Raw genomic sequence first — 20992 nt, forward strand, 5'->3', positions numbered from 1 at the left:
CCCGTCGCTGCTGCGGGGGGACGCCGCCGTGCTGCCCGCCCTGCACACCGCCCTCGCCGCCGTGGCCGGGACGGCCGCGCCGCAGCAGTCCGCCGCCGCCCGGCCGACCTCGGTGTTCGTGACGACGACGATCCTTCGGGGCGAGGTCGCCGAACACACCGACTCCCTCGGCGGCACGATGTACGACGTCGACTACCGGGGCCTGTTCGTGTTCGGCACCCCGGACCTCACCGATCCCGCGGCGATCCCCCGCCTGGCGCTCTCCGCCCGGGCCAGTTCCGCGTTCCCGGGCGCGTTCGAGCCGGCCTACGTGCCGGTCGGTCACGCCGTCGACGACGCCCACCCCGACATGGCGCGCTTCGTCAACGCCGCCCGCTCCTTCCACGCCTCCGACGGCGGGATCCTCGTGAACCGGCCGATCGGCCCGGCGCTGGCGGCCGTCTTCGACCGCCCCGCCGAACGCCAGGTCCGCCGGGTGCTGACCTACGTCGTGCCGTCCCCCCGCCCGACCTCGTCGACGCCCGACGCTCACCCCGGCGGTCGGCACGCCCCCGGAACGGGCCAGCTCACCGCGGTGCACCAGACAGCCGGGGCGCACCAGCATCCCGGAACGCACCAGCTCCCCGGAACGCACCAGCCTCCCGGAACGCACGAGACACGCAGACCTGGACTGTTCCGCGGAACACGACCGGCCCGCGGAACACGACCGGCCCGCGGGACGCGACCGGCCCGCGGAGCACGACTGTTCCGCGGAACACGGCACGAGCTGGAGCGGGCGAGCGACGCCCCGCCGGCGCCGCCGCTGCCGTCCGTGAGCGGCACCCTGCTGGGGGCGCTCGGCGCGGCCCTGAACCAGTCGATCGGCACGGACCTCGCCGCACTGCGCGAGCACAACGAGGCCGTCCGCGGAGCTCGGGCCGGCCGCCGGCGCCTGCTGCGGCTGGCTCCGGCGGGCTCGGCCCGGCTGGCCGACGACAGCGTCTACGACGCCTACCGGCGCGCGGTGGCCGAACAGATCGCGGTGCCGGTCATCGAGGCGCTGCTGCGCGTGCTCACCGACCGCTCGGACCTCCCGCGCCCGCCGGACGCCGATGCGCTGCGCACCGACGCCGCGGGCCGGGCCCAGATGACCAACGCCGCCGTCGGCGCCGTCCTGACGACGTTGCCCGGCCGGCTACCGGGCGTCGGGGACCTCGACGAGCTGTGGCGGCTCGGCCAGCCCGCGCTCGACGGTGTCCGGGGCATTCTCGTCTCCATGATCAACGAGGGGTACGTGCTGTGCCCCGAGCCGGTCGAGCGGGCCCGCCTCGCCCAGCTCGCCGCCGCCGTCCACGACGCCGCCCTGGCCGCGTCCGGCGGCAGCCCGCCGAGTCCCACCGGACCCGGCCGCGGAGAGGGGGGCGCGGCCGCGTCGAGAATCGCGGACGCGCGCGGGCCCGCATCGCTCTACACCTCATCGCCGCGCCCGGGGGTGTTCACGACGGTCAGCGAGACCCTCGCCGCGATGCCCGGGGCCCCGCTGCTCGACGTCCTCGAGGAGGCGACCCGCCGGTGGCTGCGCTCCGATCCCGCAGGAACGGCCGATGCAGCAGAGGCAGCAGGTCCGAGCGGTCCGGCGGGTCACGGCGGTCCGGCGGGTCACGGCGGTCCAGCGGATCCCGGCGGCTCGGCCCAGCCGGGGTCCGGGTGGGCGTCCCTCGCTCCGGTCGTCGCCGAGCTGCGTGGCGAGATCGCCGCCCTCGTCCGTCGCTGGACCCCGCACACGCCACCCCCCGCGGGGTCCAGGATCCAGCCGGCGGGGCTCAGCGTCGGGCAGCGCCGGGCGCTCGCCGCCCGCACGCTCACCGACTTCGTCCACTACCTGCCGACGACCGGTGCGGACGCACTGATCGCCCTGCTCGATCTGCACCTGGTCGAACGCGCCACGACCGGCGTCGTGCTGGACCAGCCGGTCGAGCTCGTCCAGATCAGCGCCGACCTTCCGACCGCCCTCGATCCCACCCGCCGCCTCGCCGAAGACAAGGTCACGGGCCTGCAACTGGGCAACTTCGGCGCCTTCGCGAAATCTTCGTGGCGGGCCAACGACTGGATGTGGGGTCGGCTCGACGGCGCCGGCTGGCTCGTGCGCATCCTGCTCGACCCGCGCCGCCTCGTGCTGCGCCGGGACCTCGCCGTCCCCCCCGGGCCCCCGGCCGACCCGGGCGGCGGTGCCGGCGAGGGGCGGCTCGCCGGCACCGCGACGCTCGCCCGGCGGGGCTGGCTGGTCGCGCTCGTCGACGACCTCGCCGAGGTCGCGGGCACCCCCGTCCCCCAGGACGCGCTCGACGAACTGGCCTTCCTCACCGATCCGGACGCGCCGGTTCCGCCCAGCCTGCCGGTCACGGCCACCTGGGTGGCCGCCGGCCTCCAGCGGGACATCGCGGCCAAGGAGCTCGTCGGCCTTGCCCGGGCCGTCCGCCAGGACAACGACTCCGGCCTCGATCCGCGACCCACCGCCGACTTCCTCGCCGCCGTCGACCTCGCTCTCGCCCCCGAACCGGCCAGCCCCCCACCCGCCAGCCCCCCACCGACCAGCCCCTCCCCGGCCGGAAGCACCGACGGAACGAGGGCGGGTGCCTCCACCGGAGCGGAGGTGATCTCGCTGGCGGCGGCCGCAGCCGCCCGGGTCGCGGCCTCGCAGCGGACCACCGCAGAGCAGGCCACACCAGAGACGGCCACGGCAGAGACGGCCACGGCAGAACAGCGGGCCACGGCAGAGAAACAGTCTCCAACAGGGCGGCGGGCCATGGCGGCGCCGGCAACCACGCAGGAGCCGCCACCCGCCATGCCCGCCGCCTCAGGGCCGTCGCCCCCGCAGCGGCCGTCAGCCCCGCCACGGCCGCCGGGCCTCAGCGGGGTGCCGGTGGCACCGGGAATGCTCGCGCCGCGAGAGGTGGACGGCGTTCTACGGGCCTGCCAGGTCCCGGCGGAACGCATCACCGACCGGGCACAGGGCCCGATCCTCGTCACCGCCCTGGTCCAGATCATCGCCGTGATCGCCGCCTGGACTGCCACGATGCGGATCCTGCCGCGGCCCCTGCGACCGGCGGCGTTCGTGGTGCGCACGGCGGCGCGGCTGGCCTACGAGCTGGTCCGGGACGTCTCCCACGGTCGGCGGCGGGTGGTGATCGGGCTGGGGGCGGCGCTGGTGCTCCTGGGGGTCGCCGGTGGTCTGGTCAGTTCCGGCGCGGTCGGGGGACTGGGCCTCCTCATCGCCCTGCTCGGGCTGCTGATGGTCGGACTGACGAGCTGGCGACGGGTGCCCGGCGGGCTGGCCGTGCTCGCCGCCGGACTGATCGCGGTGATCGCGGCGGCGGGGGTGTTCCCGGTGCTGCACGACCGGCTGTTCGACTGGCTGGAGGACGACGCGGTTCCCTACCTCGCCGACCATCCCTGGGCGTGGGCGACCGTGTTCGCCGCGCTAGTGCTGCCCGGCGCCTGGTCGCTGGCGGAGGCCCTCACCACCCGCCGGGCCCGCCACCGGCGCTGAGCGCGAGCCGACCCGGCCCCGCCGCGGTCGCAGGAGACGTCCGACCAGCTCAGCCGCCCAGGAGGCCCCGGCCGCTCAGAAGGCCTCAGCCGCTCAGGAAGCCCAGCCGCTCAGGAGACGTCCGACNAGCTCAGGAGACGNCCGACCAGCTCAGTAGGCCGTTCGGGTCCCGCAGGCAGGACACGGGCCGCCCGGCGGAGTCTCGCAGGACCCGGCCGACGTCCGCCTGCTGGCACGACCCGCCCTCCTCCGGCGGCGGCTGGACCGACGACGTCGGCGGCTCGGTGGACCACCGGCCACCGGCGGAGGACCCGGCACCACCGGCGGAGGTCCCTGCACCACCGGCGGAGGTCCCTGCACCACCGGCGGAGGACCCTGCACCATCATCCGGGACGCAGTAGAGCACCAGACCGTTGACGGCCGTCGCCGGGGCCTTGTTGCGGCCGGGCGCGCACGCCTCACCGAGGAACACCGCCGACGGCTGCGGAGTCGGGACCATCGTCGCCGCGGCAGCACCGCCGCCCCCGCCGGCCGCGCCGGGGGCGGGGCTCGCCCCGGGCGCCGCCGGCGCCGCACCCGCACCCGCACCGGCCGAACCCGCGCCCCCAGAACCAGCCGAACCTCCAGAACCAGCCGCGCCCCCGGCCCCAGCCGAGCCCGCAGCCCCGGACGCGCCGGACGAACCACCGCCGGACGTGACGCCGTCGGGCGCGGCGCTCGCCGTCTCGGTGGCGCCCCCGGCAGCCGCCGGGGTCGCGGTGGACGCGGCCGACGTGCCCCGGTCCGGTGGGAAGGGGCTGGCCGTGACCGAGGTGTCCGACCGGGCTGCGACGCCCTCACCCGTCGAGCCGGAGGACTCCGAGCAGCCGACCACAACCGCGAGCAGCAGGCCGCCCATCACGGCCAGACCGAGCCGACCCGAGCTCGAACGGGGTGGCGGCCGACGGCCGTACCCCGGACGCGGGCGGGCGGACCCGTGCCGTCCCGGTGCTTGCGCACCACTCACGGCGAACCTCCCGTCGCAGGTCGGGAGCCGAGTCATACCCGGTTTCGGGCCCGGCCGACCAAGGCCCCCGGTCCAGCTTAGGTAGCCTCCCGCTCCCGCCGGGGCAACTTGGCGGGAACTGGGCCGTCCGGGCCCGTTCCCGGCGAGGTGGGAACCCGTTGGGCAACGCTGCGCATCGTCGCGGAGGCATCCGCGTCACGGATGAACAACGCAAGCACCGCACCCACCAACGCGAGCGTCGCGGGGACGAGGAAGACCCAACGTCGCGCGAACGCGCCGGCTGCGGCGGAGCCCGCGTCGGGCAGCGCCAGAACGGTGGCCACGAGCGCGACGCCGAACGCGGAGGCGAGCTGCCGCTGGGCGTTGAACAGCGCCGAGGCGTCGCCNGTGCGCATCGGGGTGATGGTCGCGAAGGCTGCCGTCTGGGTCGACAGGAAGACGAACGACATGGCGAAACCGGCGAGGAACATCAGCGTGCGCAGCGTCCACGGCGACGCCGAGATGGTCACCGCGGCGAACAGCCCGATGGTCACGGCGGCCGCGGCCAGACCGCCGGCGAGCAGTCGCCGTGGCCCGATCCGAGGGTAGAGCGAGCCGGCGACCTGCGAACCGATCATGACGCCGACGGCCTCGGGAAAGACCAGGAGCCCGGCCCTGGTGGAGCTGGNGCCCTCGATCGCCTGGGCGAGCAGCGGCACCAGGTAGAGCAGGGCCATGAAGGCCATCACGCCGAAGGTCATGACGAGGTTGCTCATCCGGAAGATCCGGTTCTTCATGATCTCCAGGGCGAGGACGGGGTGCGGCACCCGCGTCTCCCAGTAGATCATCGCGGCGGTCGCCACCAGGCCGGCGGCGCCGGTGAGGAGCACCGCGGGCGATCCCCATCCGTGGGACGGGCCGGTCGACACGGCGTACAGGATGCCGGCCAGCCCACCCGCGGCGAGCAGGAAGCCGACGAGGTCGAACCCGCGCGCCGCCGTCGCGGGGACGTCGGCGAGGAACACCAGCCCGTACAGCAGCGTGGCCAGCCCGAGCGGCACGTTGACGAGGAACACCCAGTGCCACGACAGGCCGTCGGTGAGCAGGCCGCCGAGCACCGGGCCGAGCGCCGGGGCGACCGCGGTCGGGATCATCATGACGCGGGCCGCGCGGGCGCGCTGCTGCGGCGGGTAGACCCGGTAGAGCTTCGTCGTGCCCACCGGGGTGAGCAGGCCGCCGCCGACGCCCTGCAGGATCCGCCAGCCGACGAGCTGCCCGACGTCGCCCGCGGTGGCGCACAGCGCGGACGCAACGGTGAACACGGTCAGGGCGGCGAGGAAGACCCGCCGGGCGCCGAAACGGTCCGCGAGCCAGCCCGACGCTGGGATGACCACCGCGAGGCTGACCAGGTAGCTGGTCACGACCGTGTCGATGGAGTCGGTGCCGGTTCCCAGATCGGTGGCGATCGACGGCAGCGCCACGTTGACGATCGTCGCGTCCATGATCGCGAGAAACATCGTCGCCACGAAGACGACGGCGACGACCGTCCGCTGGTCGGCGGGGCGCGGCACGCGGATCGCGGCCATCTACCCGACCGGGCCAGGGCTCGCCGAACCGATCGGCCGCGCCGCCCCGGCAGTCGCCGCGGCCTGGTCGGGGACGGCCGCGACGACGGGCCGCAGGGCCCCGTCCACGGCCAGCTCGGCGGCGACCTGGTCGAGCGGGACCGCGGGCCGGGGAGGCAGCGGCACGGCCTCGGCCTGCGTGCCGAGCTCGACCCAGCCGACCAGCTCCTCGCCCTCGGCCAGCCCGAAGGCCGCCCGGACCTGCGCACTGTCCGGCAGCGGGACCGACTTCCAGGCCGAGGCGAGGCCCAGGGCGTGGGCGGCCAGGCAGATGTTCTGCGCCGCGGCGGCGGCGGAGGCGTCCTGCTCGGCGACGGGCACCTTCGACTCGACGCGGGCCGCGACGACGGCGATGAGCGCCGGGGAGCGGGTGGCCTTGCCGGCGGCCTTGCGCACGACCGGTTCGGGCAGGGTGCCGACGGCCTGCGCCGCCGCGGCGATGGCGCCGGCGAGGGTGGAGCGCGCGTCGCCGCGCACGACGACGAACCGCCACGGCCGCAGCATCTTGTGGTCGGGCGCCGTGGTGGCGGCGCTGAGCAGGACGGCGAGCTGCTCGGTCGTCGGCCCGGGTTCGACGAGTCGGGTCGCGGTGCGACGCGTCATGAGGCAGGCGAGGGCATCCACGGGGACTCCTTCATTGACGAGGTACCCTCACTATGAGGAGTACCAGCCTAAGATAACGCCACCGCCACCGTAGACGAGGAGGACGCCCGGATGCCGCCANCGGACACCGGCGACGAGGTCGTGANCCTGTTGCTGNCCGCCGGCCACCAGGTGCGGCACGCGGTCGACGAGGCGTTGCGGGCGAGCGTCGGGCTGACCCTGCGCCGGTTCAAGGTCCTGCAGCTGCTTGCGGACACCGGTCCGTGCCGGCTGCGCGACCTCGCGGACGCGGTCGCGGTGGCGCCCCGGACGATGACCGAGACGGTGGACGGTCTGGAGTCGGACGGTCTGGTGGCGCGCCGCTCGCATCCCACCGACCGGCGGGCGGTGCTGCTGGCGCTCACCCCGGCGGGCCGGGAGGCGCTCGCCGTCGGCCGCCGGCGGCGGGCGGAGACGGTGGCCGGCTTCACCCGGCATCTCACCGCGGCGCAGCGGAACCAGCTCGTCGAGCTGCTGGCGTCCATCCCGCGGCACGTACCCGCCCCGCCCGGATCCACCCGTTCCGGGGCAGCCCAACGGTAGGGCAGGGGCAGCGAGCGGTTACCGTAGAGACCGCCGCGATCGGACGATCCGCCGGGAGGCTCCCGTCACCGCCGTCGTCCAGGTAGACCGCCTGACCAAGCGATACGGGTCGCACCACGCCGTGCGGACGATCAGCTTCGCGGTTCGCGAGGGCGACGTCACCGNCTTCCTCGGCCCGAACGGCTCCGGGAAGACGACGACGCTGCGCGCCCTGCTGGGCCTGGTGGCCCCGACCTCCGGTGCGGCCCTGGTGTTCGGTCGCGCCTACCGTGACCTCGATCATCCCGCTCGCAGGGTCGGNGCGGTGCTGGACAACGCGTCGCATCCCGGCCGCAGCGCCCGTGACCACCTGCGCGCCCTGGCGATGCCGCTGCGCGTCGGCCGGCGCCGGGTGGACGAGGTCCTGGCGACGGTCGGCCTGGACGCCGCCGCGGACCGTCCGACCGGCGGGTTCTCCCTCGGCATGCGGGGCCGCCTGGCGCTCGCCGCGGCCCTGCTCGGCGATCCCGCGCTGCTCATCCTCGACGAGCCGACCGGCGGCCTGGACCCGCAGGGCGTCCGGTGGTTACGGGGGTTCCTGCGGTCGTGGGCGGCGCAGGGGCGCACCGCGCTGCTGTCCAGCCACGTCCTCGCCGAGGTCAGCCAGACCGTCGACCACATCGTGATCATCAGCCGGGGTCGCGTCGTGCTCGACGCGCCCGTGGACCGGCTGGGCGGCGGGCACGTCGAGGTGCGCACCCCCGAGGCGGCGCGCCTGGCCGGCCTGCTCGCGGAGCAGGGTCTGGTCCCCAGCGGCGTCGAGCGCGACGAGCTGCGGCTGCCTGCCGGGACGGCCGAGCAGGTCGGCCGGATCGCCGCCCGGCACGGGATCGCGCTCGTCGAACTGCACACGCACGGCCAAGACCTGGAGGAGATCTACTTCGCGCTGACCCACCCCGGCGANGCCGCCGGGTCGGCGGGACCCGGCCCGGCGGTGTCACCGCAGGGTGCCCGCTGAGATGCCCGGACGACAGGCCGGGGTGGGCCTGCTGGTGCGTACCGAGCTGTTCAAGGTCGCGAGCAGCCGCTGGCAGCCGGTCGCCCTGACGGCGATGGTGATCCTGCACGTGCCGCCGATGCTGTGGGCCGGCCAGAACGCGCAGGCGGCCTGGAACGGGCTGCGGTCGCGCTCGGGGCTGTTCACCGCCTACACGGTGATGGCGTTCGGTGTCCTCATCGTCGCGCAGGAGTACCGCCACCGGACGGCGGCCCTGGCGTTCCTCGCCGTTCCGGGGCGCCGCCGGATCACGATCGCCCAGTACCTCACCGTCGCCGCGGTCGGCCTGGTCCTGAGCGCGGCGCTGTTCGCCGGCTGGCTCGTCGTCGGCGCCGTCCGCCACGGCGGGCCCGGCATGCATCTCGACCGGCCGGCCGACGTCGCCGCGGCCTACGGGGTCGTCGCCGTCACCGTGTGCGCGGCGGGCGCCGTCGGAGTGGGCGTCGGCACCCTGCTGCGCGGGTCGACGGGCGCGCTGCTCGCCCTGGGCGGCTGCGGCGCGTTCGAACCGCTGCTGGACGCCACCCGCTTCCGCGGGCCGGTCACCGCCCCGCTGGGCGTGCTGGCCTGNCCGACCTCCGAACTCGAGACCNCCGCCCTGGTGAGTGCCGTCGGCTGGGGGATCCTTGCCCTGGCCGCGGGGCTGTTCGCGGTGGGACGGGACCTGTCCTCATGATCGAGGCATCGCGCCCGGCGGCCGGCGGCCCCCGCGGTCCGGACCGGTCGCCGCGCCCCACGGTCCCACCGCACGGACGGGACGGAAGTGTGGCACCGGTGTGGGACGGATCACCTCCGACGCGTCGGGTAGGCGCATCCCCCACCGCGCCGGCCCGAGATCGGCCTACCATCCGGCACATGGTGCCGTGCCCGACATGCGCGGAGGACAACCCCGAGCGGGCGCGCTTCTGTTCCGGGTGTGGGAACCCCCTGCCCACCGCCGGAAGCGGGGCGCGCAAGACTGTAACGATCATGTTCGTGGACATCGCCCGGTCGACGGACATCGGCGAGAAGATCGACTCGGAACCGCTGCAGCAGGTGATGTGGCGGTTCTTCACCACCGTGCGCGAGGTGATCTACAACCACGGCGGCTCGGTCGAGAAGTTCATCGGCGACGCCGTCTTCGCCGTCTTCGGCATCCCGGTGCTGCACGAGGACGACGCGCTGCGCGCCGTGCGCTCGGCGCTGGACATCCGGGCCGCCATGGAGGCGCTCAACGCCGATCTGCAGGAGAAGTGGGGCCTGCGGCTGCGGGTGCGGATCGGGATCAACACCGGCGAGGTCACCGTCGCCGGTGGCGGCGTCACCGGGGACGCGGTCAACGTCGCCGCCCGGCTGGAGAGCGCCGCGCCACCGGACGAGATCCTCATCGGCGACACCACCCACCGGTTCATCCGCCACAGCGTCACGGTGACCCCGCTCGGACCGCTGGTCGTGCAGGGCAAGCGGGACCCCCTGCGGGTGCACCGGCTCACCGNCCTGGTCGACCCGACGGCGGGCCCCGGCAGCCGGGCGCAGATCCACGGCTTCACCGCGCCGGTGATCGGCCGCAACCGGGAGCGCCGCCGCCTGCAGGACGCGTTCGAGGCGGTCGTCGAGGAACGCGCCTGCCACCTGTTCACCGTGCTCGGCTCGGCGGGCATCGGCAAGTCCCGGATGGTCGGCGAGTTCTGCACGTCCATGGCCACCCGGGCCACCGTCCTCACCGGCCGCTGCCTGTCCTACGGCGAGGGCATCGCCTACTGGCCCCTGATGGAGATGGTGCGCCAGGCCACCGGACTGACCGCCGACGAGTCCGCCCCGGACGGCCGCCGCCGGCTGCGCGAGCTGCTCGACGGCGTCGGGCAGGCCGCCGAGATCGTCGAGGCGCTCGCCCCGCTGGTGGGGCTCGGCGGCGCCGAGCTGGGCCCGCAGGAGAGCTTCTGGGCGGTCCGCTCGTTCTTCCAGGCCCTGGCGGCGCGCCGGCCGCTGATCCTGTGGTTCGACGACGTCCACTGGGCCGAGCAGACGCTGCTCGACCTGATCGAGAACATCGCCGACTGGTCCCGCGACGCACCGATCATGCTGCTCTGCCTGGCCCGCCAGGAGCTGCTGGAGGACCGCCGCGACTGGGGCGGCGGCAAGTTCAACGCCACCTCGATGCTGCTCGCCCCGCTGACGGAGGCCCGCTGCCAGCGCCTCATCCACAGCCTCATGGGCTCCGACGACCTCGACCCGGCGCTGGTCACCCGGATCACCACCTCGGCTGCCGGCAACCCGCTGTTCGTCGAGCAGATGGTCGCCGCCCTCGTCGACGACGGGCTGTTGCGCCGGGAGGGCAGCAGGTGGATCGCCACCGGCAGCCTGCGCAACGTGACGGTGCCGCCGACGATCTCCTCGCTGCTCGCCGCCCGGCTCGACCGCCTCGACCCGCCCGAGCGCCGCGTGCTGGAACGTGCCGCCGTCGTCGGGGAGCGTTTCTACCTCGACGCCGTCATCGACCTGTCCGATCCGGCCGAGCGGTCGATGGTCGCCGTGCACTGCCTGAACCTGGTCCGCAAGGAGCTGGTCCACCCCGACCGCTCGGATCTGCCGGGCGTCGAGGCCTTCCGGTTCCTGCACGTGCTGCTGCGCGACTGCGCCTACGAGTCCACCGCCAAGCGCCGCCGCGCCGACCTGCACCAGCAGTTCGCCCACTGGCTGCAGGCCCGCCTCGTCGGCGGCCCGGGCGAGCACGACGAGCTCGTCGGCTACCACCTGGAGCAGGCGTTCCGCTACCGAGTGGAGATCGGCCAGCGGGACGCGGAGACCATCGAGCTGGGCCGGTCCGCGGCGACCTGCCTCATCGAGGCCGCCGACCGGGTGCGTCAGGGCGACGAGACCGGCGCCGCCCAGCTGCTCAAGCGAGCCATCACCCTGCTGCCCGAGACCGACCCNCTGCGGCTGCGCGCCGAGATCGACCTCGGCTGGGCGCTGTACTCGTTCGGCCGGTTCTCCGACGCCGAACGCATCCTGCGCCAGGTCACCGAGCGGGCCCGGCGCGCCGGGGAGGACGGGCTGCGGGCGCACGCGCGGCTCGCCCACCTGCGGGTGCTGTTCTCCACCGACCCGGAGGGCCTGGTCGCCACCACGCTGACCGAGGCCGCCGCGTCGTTGGCCAACTTCGTCCGCTCCGGCGACGACGTCGGCGCGGCGTTGGCCTGCCGCAGCCAGGCCAACGCCTATCTGGCCGCCGGCCAGTTCGCCGCGGCCGAGCGGGCGATGGAGAACGCCGTGCGCCACGCCGAGGAGTCCGGGGTGCCGCGGGCGGCGCAGTCGCTGCGCCGCGAACTCACGCTGCTGACGAGCTGGGGGCCGCGGCCGGTCGCGAGCAGCCTGGCGCGCGCCGGGGAGGCCCTCGACGCGGCCGGGGACGACCGGGCGCTGCGCCGCGCCCTGCTCGCCCAGCTCGCCGTCCTCACCGCGATGTCGGGCGACCTGGAGGGCGCGCGCATCCACCTCAAGGCCGCCGAGGAGATCGTCCACGACCTGCGGGCCCCGCGGGCCGATCCGCTCCACGGCGGGTTCGTCGTCGCCCGGGTGGCCCTGCTCGCCGACGAGCTGACCGTCGCCGAGCGGGAGCTGCGCCGCAGTTGCCGGGCCCTGTCCCGGATGGGGGAGCGGGCGCTGCTGGCCAACCGCGCCGCGGCGCTGGCGGACGTGCTGGTGCGCCTCGGCAAGGTCGACGACGCCGGCAAGTACGTGACCCGCTGCCGGGACGCCGCCGCGGCCGACCAGCTACCCGCCCAGGCCGGCTGGTGCGGGGTGCACGCCCGGCTGCTGTCCCTGCGCGGCCGGGACGCGGAGGCGCTGCGCTTCGCCGACACCGCCGTCGACCTCGCCGGGCGCACCGACGACATCGACGGACAGGGCCACGCGCTGCTGTCGCGGGCGGAGGTGCTCTACCGGGCCGGGCGCAAGGACGACGCCGCGGAGAGCATGGAGGCCGGCATCGCCCGGTACCTGCACCGCGGCAACGTCGCGGCGGCGAATCTCGGGCGCCGCCTGTTCGAGACCCTCGACCGGCCGTCGTCGCTGTCCGGCTGAGAAGCCGGGGACCCGAGGGCGCGGGCGCGTCCCGCGCTCAGCGCAGCAGGCCGCGCAGCCGGGCCTGCTCCTGCAACCAGTGCAGCTCCTGGGCCCACAGCCGCAGCCGGTCGACCGCGGCGAGCTGCCGGGCGAGCGCCTCGGCGACCGCCGGCCGGCTCAGCGCCTCGACGCCGGACGGCGACCACTGCCAGTCGGCCTCCTCCTCGCAGGCCCGCCGGTAGGCGGCGCGGCGCAGGACGATCTCGGCGAGGGCGTAGTCGACCTGCTCGGTGAGCAGGTGAAGCCGCGCCAGCAGGTCCGCATCACCGACCCAGGGACGGCCGCTGTAGGCGGGCAACGGTACGGGCCGCACAGACATGTTGTTCGAAGCGTACGAGCGAACCGTCCGCGGGAACAGTACCGGGGGTGGACAGATCGGTGACCTTCCACCCCACCCCGGGGGATACCCGGGTCGGGTGAGATGGCCGCCCGGATGTGAGCAACCGGGGTCGATGGGAAGGCATACGGTACGGCGCCGGCGGCGTCGGTCGGATCCGTAAGTCGGCCTGGGGGTCTTTCGGTGAGTCTCACACCACCCGTCCTGCTGATGGTGCTCGGATTTCCGCTTCTCGTCATGGCTGGAATGCTGATGATGGGTGGGATCGAGAAGAAACTGATCGGTTCACGCAGCATGCTGTCCCGGGTGGCCGAGGAGGCCGCCACCGTGGTCGGGTCCGCGACCGCGGGCGGCACCGACGGCCCCGCCGGCGCCGGGCTCCCGGCACATTCGGCACTTGTGGGCCACTTCCGGACAGATGACGTCCCCACCGCTCCCCTGCGCTTCACGCTACGGACAGTGATGGCGGACGACGGCGCCCGCGCCCCGCGGATCACCGCGACGTCCGCCCTGGCGCCTGCCCTGGACTCCAGCATGGCGGCCGCCGTGGCGAGCTCCGCCGCGGTTTCGGCCGCCCACACCCACCCGCTGGACCGCCCCCAGCCGGCTCCCGCGAGCCCCCCATCGCTGGCGGGCTGACGGCGGCAGTAGCCATTCAGCCCGCGCCGGGCCGGGCCGGGCCGCTCAGTGTCGGCGAGCGGCCTCGCCGACGCGTAGGCGACCGTCCAGGCCGGTCTCGTGCACCAGAGCGGCGAACGCCGGGGTCGGCGAGGAGATCCGCAGCTCGCAGTGCACGCGGCGGAGCAGCAGATCGGCCCGGAGCAGGGCGGCGAGCCCCGGGATGTCGATCGAGCGCAGGCCCGCGACGTCCACGGTCACCGTCCCCCCGCCCCGGCCCAGCAGCTCGCCGATCTGCTCCCGGAACCNCAGCCGGCCGGCGGTGTCGAGCTCGCCGGCGAGCTCGATGACCACGTCCTCGCCCGACCGCCGCACGGACATGGTCAGGGCTCCGGCGTCGACCCGCATGCTGCCCGCCCCCCGAAATTCTCGTCACCGTGCGGGGCCGACCCCCCCGGAACTGTTACGGAGAGTAACATGGCGAGGTCGGCCCGGTGCCTGTCCGGCGGCCCTCAGGCGCCGCGCAGCCGCCTGATCAACGCGTTCGTGGAGCTGTCATGACGGGGCGCCGGGGAGTTCGGGCCCGTCAGCTCGGGCACGATCCGCCCGGCGAGCACCTTGCCGAGCTCGACGCCCCACTGGTCGAAGCTGTTGATGCCCCAGACCGTCCCCTGGGTGAACACCTTGTGCTCGTACAACGCGATGAGCTGCCCGAGCACGAACGGGGTCAGCTTCGGGGCGAGCAGGGTGTTGGTCGGCCGGTCGCCCGGGAACGTCCGGTGCGCAACGAGTTCCGGCNCCACCCCTTCGGCCGCCACCTCCTCGGCGGTCTTGCCGAAGGCGAGGGCCTCGGTCTGGGCGAGGAAGTTGGCCAGCAGCAGCGCGTGCTGGTCCGGACCGTCCGCCGGTCCCACGCCGGGGTGGTTCGGCTGGACGAAGCCGAGGAAGTCGGCCGGGACGATCGTCGTCCCTTGGTGCAGGAGCTGGTAGTAGGCGTGCTGACCGTTCGTCCCCGGCGTACCCCAGACCACCGGGCCGGTCTGTGTCCCCACGGGCCGGCCGGCGAGATCGACGCTCTTGCCGTTGCTCTCCATGTCGAGCTGCTGCAGATAGGCGGGAAAACGGTCGAGGNACTGGCTGTAGGGCAGCACGGCGTGCGCGGCGAATCCGTGGAAGTCGCGGTACCACACGCCGATCAGCCCGAGCAGCACGGGCAGGTTTCGCTCGAACGGCGCGGTCCGGAAGTGCGTGTCCAGTGCGGCGAACCCGGCCAGGAACTCCCGGAAGGCCGCCGGCCCGATCGCGATCATCACGGAGAGTCCGATCGCCGAGCCGACCGAGTACCGGCCGCCCACCCAGTCCCAGAACTCGAACATGTTCTCGGTGTCGATGCCGAACTCCGCAACCTTCTCGGCATTCGTCGAGACCGCGACGAAATGCCGGGAAACCGCGTCCTCCCCGAGGGCCGCCGTCAGCCAGGAACGGGCGGCCCGCGCGTTGGCGAGCGTCTCCAGGGTGGTGAACGTCTTCGACGCGACGATGAACAGGGTTCGCGCCGGGTCGAGGTCGACCGTCGCCTCCCAGACGTCGGTCGGGTCGACGTTGGAGACGAAGCGGACCGCGATCCCCCGGTCGGAGTAGTCGCGCAGCGCCTCGTAGGCCATGGCCGGGCCCAGATCGNAGCCNCCGATGCCGATGTTGACGACGGTGGTGATCCGCTCGCCGGTCGCCCCACGCCACGTCCCCGAACGCACCGTGTCCGCGAACGCGGACATCCGGTCGAGCACCCGGTGCACCTCGGGCACCACGTCCACGCCGTCGACCTCGATGCGGGTTCCCGCCGGGGCCCGCAGCGCCACGTGCAGCACCGGCCGGTTCTCGGTGACGTTGATCCGCTCGCCGCGGAACATGGCCTCGATGCGCTCGGCGAGCCCGGCCCGCCGGGCGAGCGCCACGAGCAGCTCGACGGTGCGCGCCGTCAGCCGGTTCTTGGAGTAGTCGAGATAGAGGCCGTCCGTTTCGGCGGTGAACGCCTCACCCCGGGTGGGATCGGCGTCGAACAGATCCCGCAGGGACACCTCGGACAACTCGCGCAGATGCGCCCTCAGCGCCGTCCATTCCTCCGTCGCGGTGATGTCGGGCGGAGCTGCCAGAGCGGCGGGCTCGGTTGTCGACATGACGTGGGACGCCCTTCCTCGCAGGTTCAACACGTTGCCGCCACAACCACCATCGGTGTCCGTGGCACGTCATCCGGACTCCTGCCCGTCATCCCGACACCTGTCGCATCATCCGGACCGTGGCGGCGCCGACACTCGTCGGCCCCAGCAGCATGCACATGTCGCCGATCCGACGTCACAGGGCGCCCCCGGACGGGCGGCCGAATGGGAAGGTCGTGGTCGTAGGATCGCCAGGAACCCGACGAAGGCGTCATTGCAGGCCAGGATGCCGCGGTCGGGACGGGGACGGCGGTGCGGCGGGCTGCCCGACGGCGTTAACGGACGGATCTGAACCTTGTTGATTGACAGATCACTCGTGGAGGCGGCGCTTCCGGGTTACACCGTCGAGGGCGACCTGGGCCGGGGCGGCTACGGGCTCGTGCTCGCCGGCCAGCATCGGCTCATCGGCCGCAAGGTCGCCATCAAGATCCTGCTGGACACCTCCGACGACGCCGATCTGCGCGCCCGTTTCCTGGCCGAGGCCCGGGTGCTGGCCGAACTGGACCACCCGCACATCGTGCGCATCCACGACTACGTGGAGCACGAGGGCACCTGCCTGCTGGTGATGGAGCTGCTCTCCGGCGGCACCCTCAAGCAGCGGATCAGCGCGGGTCCGGTGTCCCCGGAGACGACCTGCTCGATCGGCCTGGCGGCCGCCGCGGCCCTGGCCAACGCGCACACGCAGGGCGTGCTGCACCGCGACGTCAAGCCGGACAACATCATGTTCGCCGGGGACGGCCTGCTCAAGGTCACCGACTTCGGCATCGCCAAGATCTTCGACGGGGCGGAGACGACCGCCAGCGCGATCCTCGGCACCCCGCGGTACATGGCCCCCGAACAGATCATGGGCGTACGACTGTTCCCGTCGACCGACCTCTACGCCCTCTCCGGGGTGCTCTACGAGATGATCGCCGGCCGGCCCCTGTTCGGCCGCCAGATGGCGGTGCAGCCGCTCACCCACCACCACCTGACCATCATGCCGGAGCCGCTCACCACGGTTCCGCCGCCGATCTCCACCGTGATCATGCGGGCGCTGGCGAAGGACCCGAACGCCCGGTTCGCGGACGCGACCGACTTCGCCCTCGAACTCGCCCGCGCCGGCAGCCGGGCCTTCGGGCCGAACTGGCTGTCCCGGTCGGAGATCAAGGTCCGGGTGGACGACGAGATCCGCGAGGCGGCGCTCGGGGTCTCGACCACCCCGCGACCGCCGCTCTCGGGCGCGCCGGGCTACCCGGGCGGACCCGCCCGCGGATCCGGCCCGGCCCGCCCCGGCTACCCGGCGGGTCCGGGCGCGTTCGGCCACCCCGGCAGCGCCGGTGGCCCGGGCCGGGCCGGCGGACCCAGCGGCCCCGGCGGACCCGGCGGCCCGGGCGGACCCAGCGGCAGCGGAGCCCGGCCTGGACCTGGCGTGCCTGGACCGGGGCTCGCCGGATCTGGCGCTGGGCCTTCCGGAGCTGGGCCTTTCGGGGCTGGGGCTGGTGGACCGGGGATGGGCGGGCCGGGGATGGGCGGCTACCAGAGGCCCGGCGGCCACCAGAGGCCTCCCGGCGCCCCGGCCGGCTTCGGCGGCCAGCCGGGTTCCGGCGGTGGCCCCGGAGGGCTCGGTGACCCCGGCGGCCCCGGGTTCACCGGCGCCCCCACGGTGCGGGGCAACCAGGGGCCCGGACCAGGCGGGTGGGGCGGATACCCGCCGGGGAACACGCCCGCGCCGTACACGCCGCCGCCACGCCCCCTGGGCGGTGGTTACGGCGGCACGCCCGGGGCCGGCGGACCGGGCGGCGCGCAGTTCGGCCCGCGCCCGGGCGGCATGCCGCTCGACCCGACCCGGCAGGCCGGGCACCACCAGACCGCGGGCACGCGCATCCGCGCCTCCTGGATCATCGGCGGCATCGTCTTCGCCTTCGTCGTGGCGGCCACCGTCGGCATCGTCCTGGCCGTGGCGACCTCCGGCGGCGGAGGCGACGACCCGGTCGACTCGGCCGCCCCTCGGGTCGCCTCCGCGTACCGCGGGCAGGCGCTGTCCGTGCAGGGGCTCAGCCCGTACAGCCTCGCCCTCGAACCCGACGGGTCGCTGCTCGTGTCCAGCCTGGCCACGGACCGAATCCAGAAGNTCACCCCGACCGGTGCCGCGGACGACTTCGCGGGCACCGGCGCGGGCGGGATCGCCGGCGACGGCGGCCCGGCCACCGCGGCCCAGCTTGACGGTCCGGGCTCCACCGCCCGGGACAAGGCCGGAAACATCTACATCGGAGACGCGAAGAACAACCGCATCCGCAAGGTCACGCCCGCCGGGGTGATCTCCACGGTCGCCGGCACCGGCACCGCGGGTTACAGCGGCGACGGCGGCCCGGCCACCGCGGCCCAGCTTGACGGTCCGGGCTCCACCGCCCGGGACAAGGCCGGAAACATCTACATCGGAGACGCGAAGAACAACCGCATCCGCAAGGTCACGCCCGCCGGGGTGATCTCCACGGTCGCCGGCACCGGCACCGCGGGTTACAGCGGCGACGGCGGCCCGGCCACCGCGGCCCAGCTCAACAGCGCCGAGAAGGTGACCACCGGACCCGACGGCAGCGTGTACTTCTCCGACTACGACAACCACCGCATCCGGAAGATCGACCCGGCGGGGATCATCACGACGTACGTGGGCACCGGCGTCGCCGGCTACACCGGTGCCGGCGGCGCGGCAACCCAGGCGAGGATCGACGGCCCGAACGACATCACGATGACCGACGACGGCACGCTCTACTTCGTCGATCTCACCAGCGAGACCATCCAGAAGGTCACCCCGGACGGCATCATCAGCACGATCGCCGGCACCGGTGAGGCCGGCTACACCGGCGACGGCGGCCCGGCCCGGTCGGCCAAGCTGAACAAACCATCCCTGGCGATCGGGCCGGACGGGGAGACCTTCTACATCGCCGACTACAACAACAACCGGGTCCGGAAGATCGACCCGAACGGCATCATCACCACCATCGCGGGCACCGGCACCGAGGGCTCCGGCGGCGACGGCGGCCCGGCGACGGCCGCCCAGTTCAAGAACCCGAGCTCGGTGGTGGTCGACGGCAGCGGCGCCGTGTACGTCGCGGACAACGGCAACGACCGGGTCCGGCGCATCGACCCGNCCGGCACGATCGCGACGATCGCCCAGCCGGGCTGAGCCGGCCGTCNGGGGCCATCGCCCGGCCGGGCCCGCCCGGAGACGGGACGTGCTCCGAATTCTGCGGAAGGAAATCGACAGATGCCCACCATGACGGAGCGGCGTTTCCTTCCCACCGTGCACGGCGGGGTCCGCCCGTCCCGGACCCGATGACGGAACAGGTGGACACCGGCCGCGTGGCCGCCGCACTGCCCGGCTATGAACTGGGCGGCGAGCTGGGCCGCGGTGGCTTCGGCGCGGTGCTCGCCGGCCGGCACCGGCTCATCGACCGCATCGTCGCGGTGAAGGTGCTGCTGGACCCGGGCGGCACCAGCGGTGCCAGCGGTGCCGCCGGTGCCAGCGGTGCCGACGATCTGCGGGCCCGGTTCCTCGCCGAGGCGCGGGTGCTGGCCGGGTTGGACCATCCCCACGTCGTGCGCATCTACGACTACGTCGAGTGCGACGGGCTGTGCCTGCTCGTGATGGAGCAGCTCACCGGCGGCAGCCTGCGCCGTCGGAGCCGGCTGTCGACCGGTCCGGCGCAGGTGGGCGCGATCGGCGTCGCGGCGGCGGTGGCCCTGGCCGCCGCGCACGGGCGGGGCGTGCTGCACCGCGATGTGAAGCCGGACAACCTGCTGTTCACCGGGGACGGCGTCCCCAAGGTCACCGACTTCGGCATCGCCAAGATCGTCGAGGCGACCGCGGCGACCACGACCGGGCTGGTCGGCACCCCGCGGTACATGGCGCCGGAGCAGATCACCGGTGGGCGGCTCGGTCCGGGCACCGACCTCTACTCCCTCGCCGTGGTCCTGTACGAGCTGTTCGCGCGCCGCTCGCCCTTCCCGCCGGACCTGCCGGTCGCCGCGCTGCTGCACCACCACCTGTCGGTGGCGCCGCTGCCCCTCACCGAGGCGCCGGGGCCGGTCGCCGACGTGATCGCCTCGGCCATGGCGAAGGAACCCTCGTGGCGCCCGNCATCCGCCCTCGACTTCGCGGTGCGCCTGGCCGCCGCGATGACCGCCACGCTCGGCCCCGGCTGGCTGGCCGCGAGCGGCATCCCGGTCCGCCTCCCCGACGACGTGCTCTCCGCAGCGGGCCACCACCCCACCACTCCACGTCCCGCCGCCGCGCCGCTTTCCGGCACCGCCCCGCTTTCCGGCAGTCCCCCCCACCCCCACGGCGATGCCGCAGCCGATCTGCACCGCACCGGCGCCCCCGCGCGAGGCGGACAGGGCCGACGGCGGGCGCGAGGGGGTGGCCGTCGGCGGCTGGTGGTCATCTCGGTGGCGGCGGTGGGTGCGCTTGCCGTGGCGGCCGGGCTGCTCGTCGGCCTCGGGGCGTTCGGCGGCGGGGACGGCGACCGGCGTCCCGCCTACGCCGGCGCGCCGGTCACCCTCGCCGGGCTGTCCGACGCCGGCGGCCTCACCCTCGGCGCCGACGGGTCGCTCTACCTCACCGACCCCGGCGTCGGCACCGGGCAGGGCCAGGTCGTCCGGCTCACCTCCGCCGGCCGCGCCGACCGCATCGGCGGCAGCGGGCCGCGGCCGACGCCGACCGGCGACGCACCATCACCGTCGCCGTCCCCATCACCGGTGATCGGTGACGGCGGCCCGTCCCTCGCCGCCGACCTACAGGACCCGGCCGGGGTGGCGGTCGGGCGCGACGGCGCGGTCTACCTGGCCGAGCGCGACGCCGGGCGGATCCGGCGGATCGGCCGGGACCGGGTCATCACCACGGTGGCCGGGGCCGGTCCGGACTATGCCGACGGGTTCACCGCGGACGTCGGCGACGCCACCAAGGCACATCTGGACGATCCGAGCGNCGTCGCCGTAGACGACGACGGGGTGCTGTACGTGGCGGAGGGATACCGGGTCCGGCGCGTCGAGAAGGGCCGGATCACCACGGTCGCGGGCAAGGCGACCGAGTACGGCTCGGCCGGCGACGGCGGCCCGGCCGTCAACGCGACGCTGTACCAGCCCAGCGGCCTGGCCCTCGGCGACGACGGGAGCCTGTACGTCGCCGACAGGGGCGAGGACACCGTGCGGCGGATCGACCGGTCGGGACGCATCACCCTGGTCGCCGGCCGGCCCGGCACCTACGGCAACCGGGGCGACGGCAGGGCCGCCACCGCGGCCCTGCTGGACGACCCCACGGGCCTCGCGCTCGGCCCCGACGGCTCGCTGTACATCGCCGACGCGGGCAACGACGTCATCCG

Annotated in this window: 9 protein-coding genes and 14 pseudogenes; 12 read left to right on the forward strand and 11 right to left on the reverse strand. The window is 74.5% G+C overall.

Annotated features, from left to right (window positions below; genetic code table 11):
* Positions 1-3529 (forward strand): annotated as a pseudogene (locus UK94_RS16750) (patatin-like protein); the annotation flags it as partial.
* A 1083-nt stretch (positions 3530-4612) separates the two neighbouring features.
* Here the strand turns inward: UK94_RS16750 and UK94_RS55095 are convergent.
* The 4 genes and pseudogenes from UK94_RS55095 to UK94_RS16765 form a co-directional block, all read right to left on the reverse strand.
* Positions 4613-4921: pseudogene (locus UK94_RS55095) on the reverse strand (MFS transporter); the annotation flags it as partial.
* A gap of 1 nt (position 4922) precedes the next feature.
* Positions 4923-5202 (reverse strand): annotated as a pseudogene (locus tag UK94_RS55100) (MFS transporter); the annotation flags it as partial.
* A 1-nt stretch (position 5203) separates the two neighbouring features.
* Positions 5204-6100: pseudogene (locus UK94_RS55105) on the reverse strand (DHA2 family efflux MFS transporter permease subunit); the annotation flags it as partial.
* Positions 6101-6763, reverse strand: coding sequence for a nitroreductase (locus UK94_RS16765; RefSeq protein ID WP_011601330.1), 663 nt, complete (start codon positions 6761-6763; stop codon positions 6101-6103).
* A gap of 150 nt (positions 6764-6913) precedes the next feature.
* Here UK94_RS16765 and UK94_RS16770 point away from each other — a divergent pair, with 150 nt between their 5' ends.
* From UK94_RS16770 to UK94_RS55125, 7 genes and pseudogenes are all read left to right on the forward strand, one after another.
* Positions 6914-7324, forward strand: a complete 411-nt coding sequence (locus tag UK94_RS16770; RefSeq protein ID WP_235488348.1) for a MarR family transcriptional regulator — start codon at positions 6914-6916, stop codon at positions 7322-7324.
* Positions 7325-7445: 121 nt separating this feature from the next.
* Positions 7446-7488: hypothetical protein (locus tag UK94_RS74145; protein WP_268761410.1), on the forward strand; the 43-nt coding region annotated here is incomplete at its 3' end.
* 1 nt (position 7489) lies between these two features.
* Positions 7490-7624, forward strand: a pseudogene (locus tag UK94_RS55110) (ATP-binding cassette domain-containing protein); the annotation flags it as partial.
* A gap of 1 nt (position 7625) precedes the next feature.
* Positions 7626-8266: pseudogene (locus UK94_RS16775) on the forward strand (ATP-binding cassette domain-containing protein); the annotation flags it as partial.
* 949 nt (positions 8267-9215) lie between these two features.
* On the forward strand, positions 9216-9834 hold a 619-nt coding region (locus UK94_RS55115; protein ID WP_313949523.1), incomplete at its 3' end, for an adenylate/guanylate cyclase domain-containing protein.
* A 1-nt stretch (position 9835) separates the two neighbouring features.
* Positions 9836-11272 (forward strand): annotated as a pseudogene (locus UK94_RS55120) (AAA family ATPase); the annotation flags it as partial.
* A gap of 1 nt (position 11273) precedes the next feature.
* Positions 11274-12422 (forward strand): annotated as a pseudogene (locus UK94_RS55125) (guanylate cyclase); the annotation flags it as partial.
* Between the two features lie 37 nt (positions 12423-12459).
* On the opposite strand, the gene UK94_RS16790 reads toward UK94_RS55125, so the two are convergent.
* Entirely contained in the window at positions 12460-12783 is a 324-nt protein-coding gene (locus UK94_RS16790; protein WP_095212794.1) for a hypothetical protein, read from the reverse strand.
* Positions 12784-12984: 201 nt separating this feature from the next.
* Here UK94_RS16790 and UK94_RS16795 point away from each other — a divergent pair, with 201 nt between their 5' ends.
* Positions 12985-13440, forward strand: coding sequence for a hypothetical protein (locus UK94_RS16795; RefSeq protein WP_011601323.1), 456 nt, complete (start codon positions 12985-12987; stop codon positions 13438-13440).
* Positions 13441-13485: 45 nt separating this feature from the next.
* Here UK94_RS16795 and UK94_RS16800 read toward each other — a convergent pair.
* The 6 genes and pseudogenes from UK94_RS16800 to pgi (UK94_RS55150) form a co-directional block, all read right to left on the reverse strand.
* On the reverse strand, positions 13486-13727 hold a 242-nt coding region (locus tag UK94_RS16800; RefSeq protein ID WP_235488304.1), incomplete at its 5' end, for an STAS domain-containing protein.
* Position 13728: 1 nt separating this feature from the next.
* Positions 13729-13827 (reverse strand): annotated as a pseudogene (locus UK94_RS55130) (anti-anti-sigma factor); the annotation flags it as partial.
* Positions 13828-13931: 104 nt separating this feature from the next.
* A pseudogene (pgi, locus tag UK94_RS55135) lies at positions 13932-14217 on the reverse strand (glucose-6-phosphate isomerase); the annotation flags it as partial.
* A gap of 1 nt (position 14218) precedes the next feature.
* Positions 14219-14550 (reverse strand): annotated as a pseudogene (pgi, locus tag UK94_RS55140) (glucose-6-phosphate isomerase); the annotation flags it as partial.
* Between the two features lies 1 nt (position 14551).
* A pseudogene (pgi, locus tag UK94_RS55145) lies at positions 14552-15099 on the reverse strand (glucose-6-phosphate isomerase); the annotation flags it as partial.
* Positions 15100-15105: 6 nt separating this feature from the next.
* Positions 15106-15596, reverse strand: a pseudogene (pgi, locus tag UK94_RS55150) (glucose-6-phosphate isomerase); the annotation flags it as partial.
* 334 nt (positions 15597-15930) lie between these two features.
* On the opposite strand from pgi (UK94_RS55150), the gene UK94_RS55155 reads away from it, so the two are divergent.
* From UK94_RS55155 to UK94_RS55165, 3 genes and pseudogenes are all read left to right on the forward strand, one after another.
* The coding region (locus tag UK94_RS55155) for a serine/threonine-protein kinase (RefSeq protein ID WP_235488305.1) at positions 15931-17745 on the forward strand (1815 nt) is incomplete at its 3' end.
* 1 nt (position 17746) lies between these two features.
* Positions 17747-18762 (forward strand): annotated as a pseudogene (locus UK94_RS55160) (SMP-30/gluconolactonase/LRE family protein); the annotation flags it as partial.
* Positions 18763-18947: 185 nt separating this feature from the next.
* The coding region (locus tag UK94_RS55165; protein WP_235488306.1) for a serine/threonine-protein kinase at positions 18948-19751 on the forward strand (804 nt) is incomplete at its 3' end.
* Positions 19752-20992: the final 1241 nt, after the last annotated feature.

This window comes from Frankia sp. AvcI1, from assembly GCF_001420875.1.
Classification (GTDB): domain Bacteria; phylum Actinomycetota; class Actinomycetes; order Frankiales; family Frankiaceae; genus Frankia; species Frankia alni.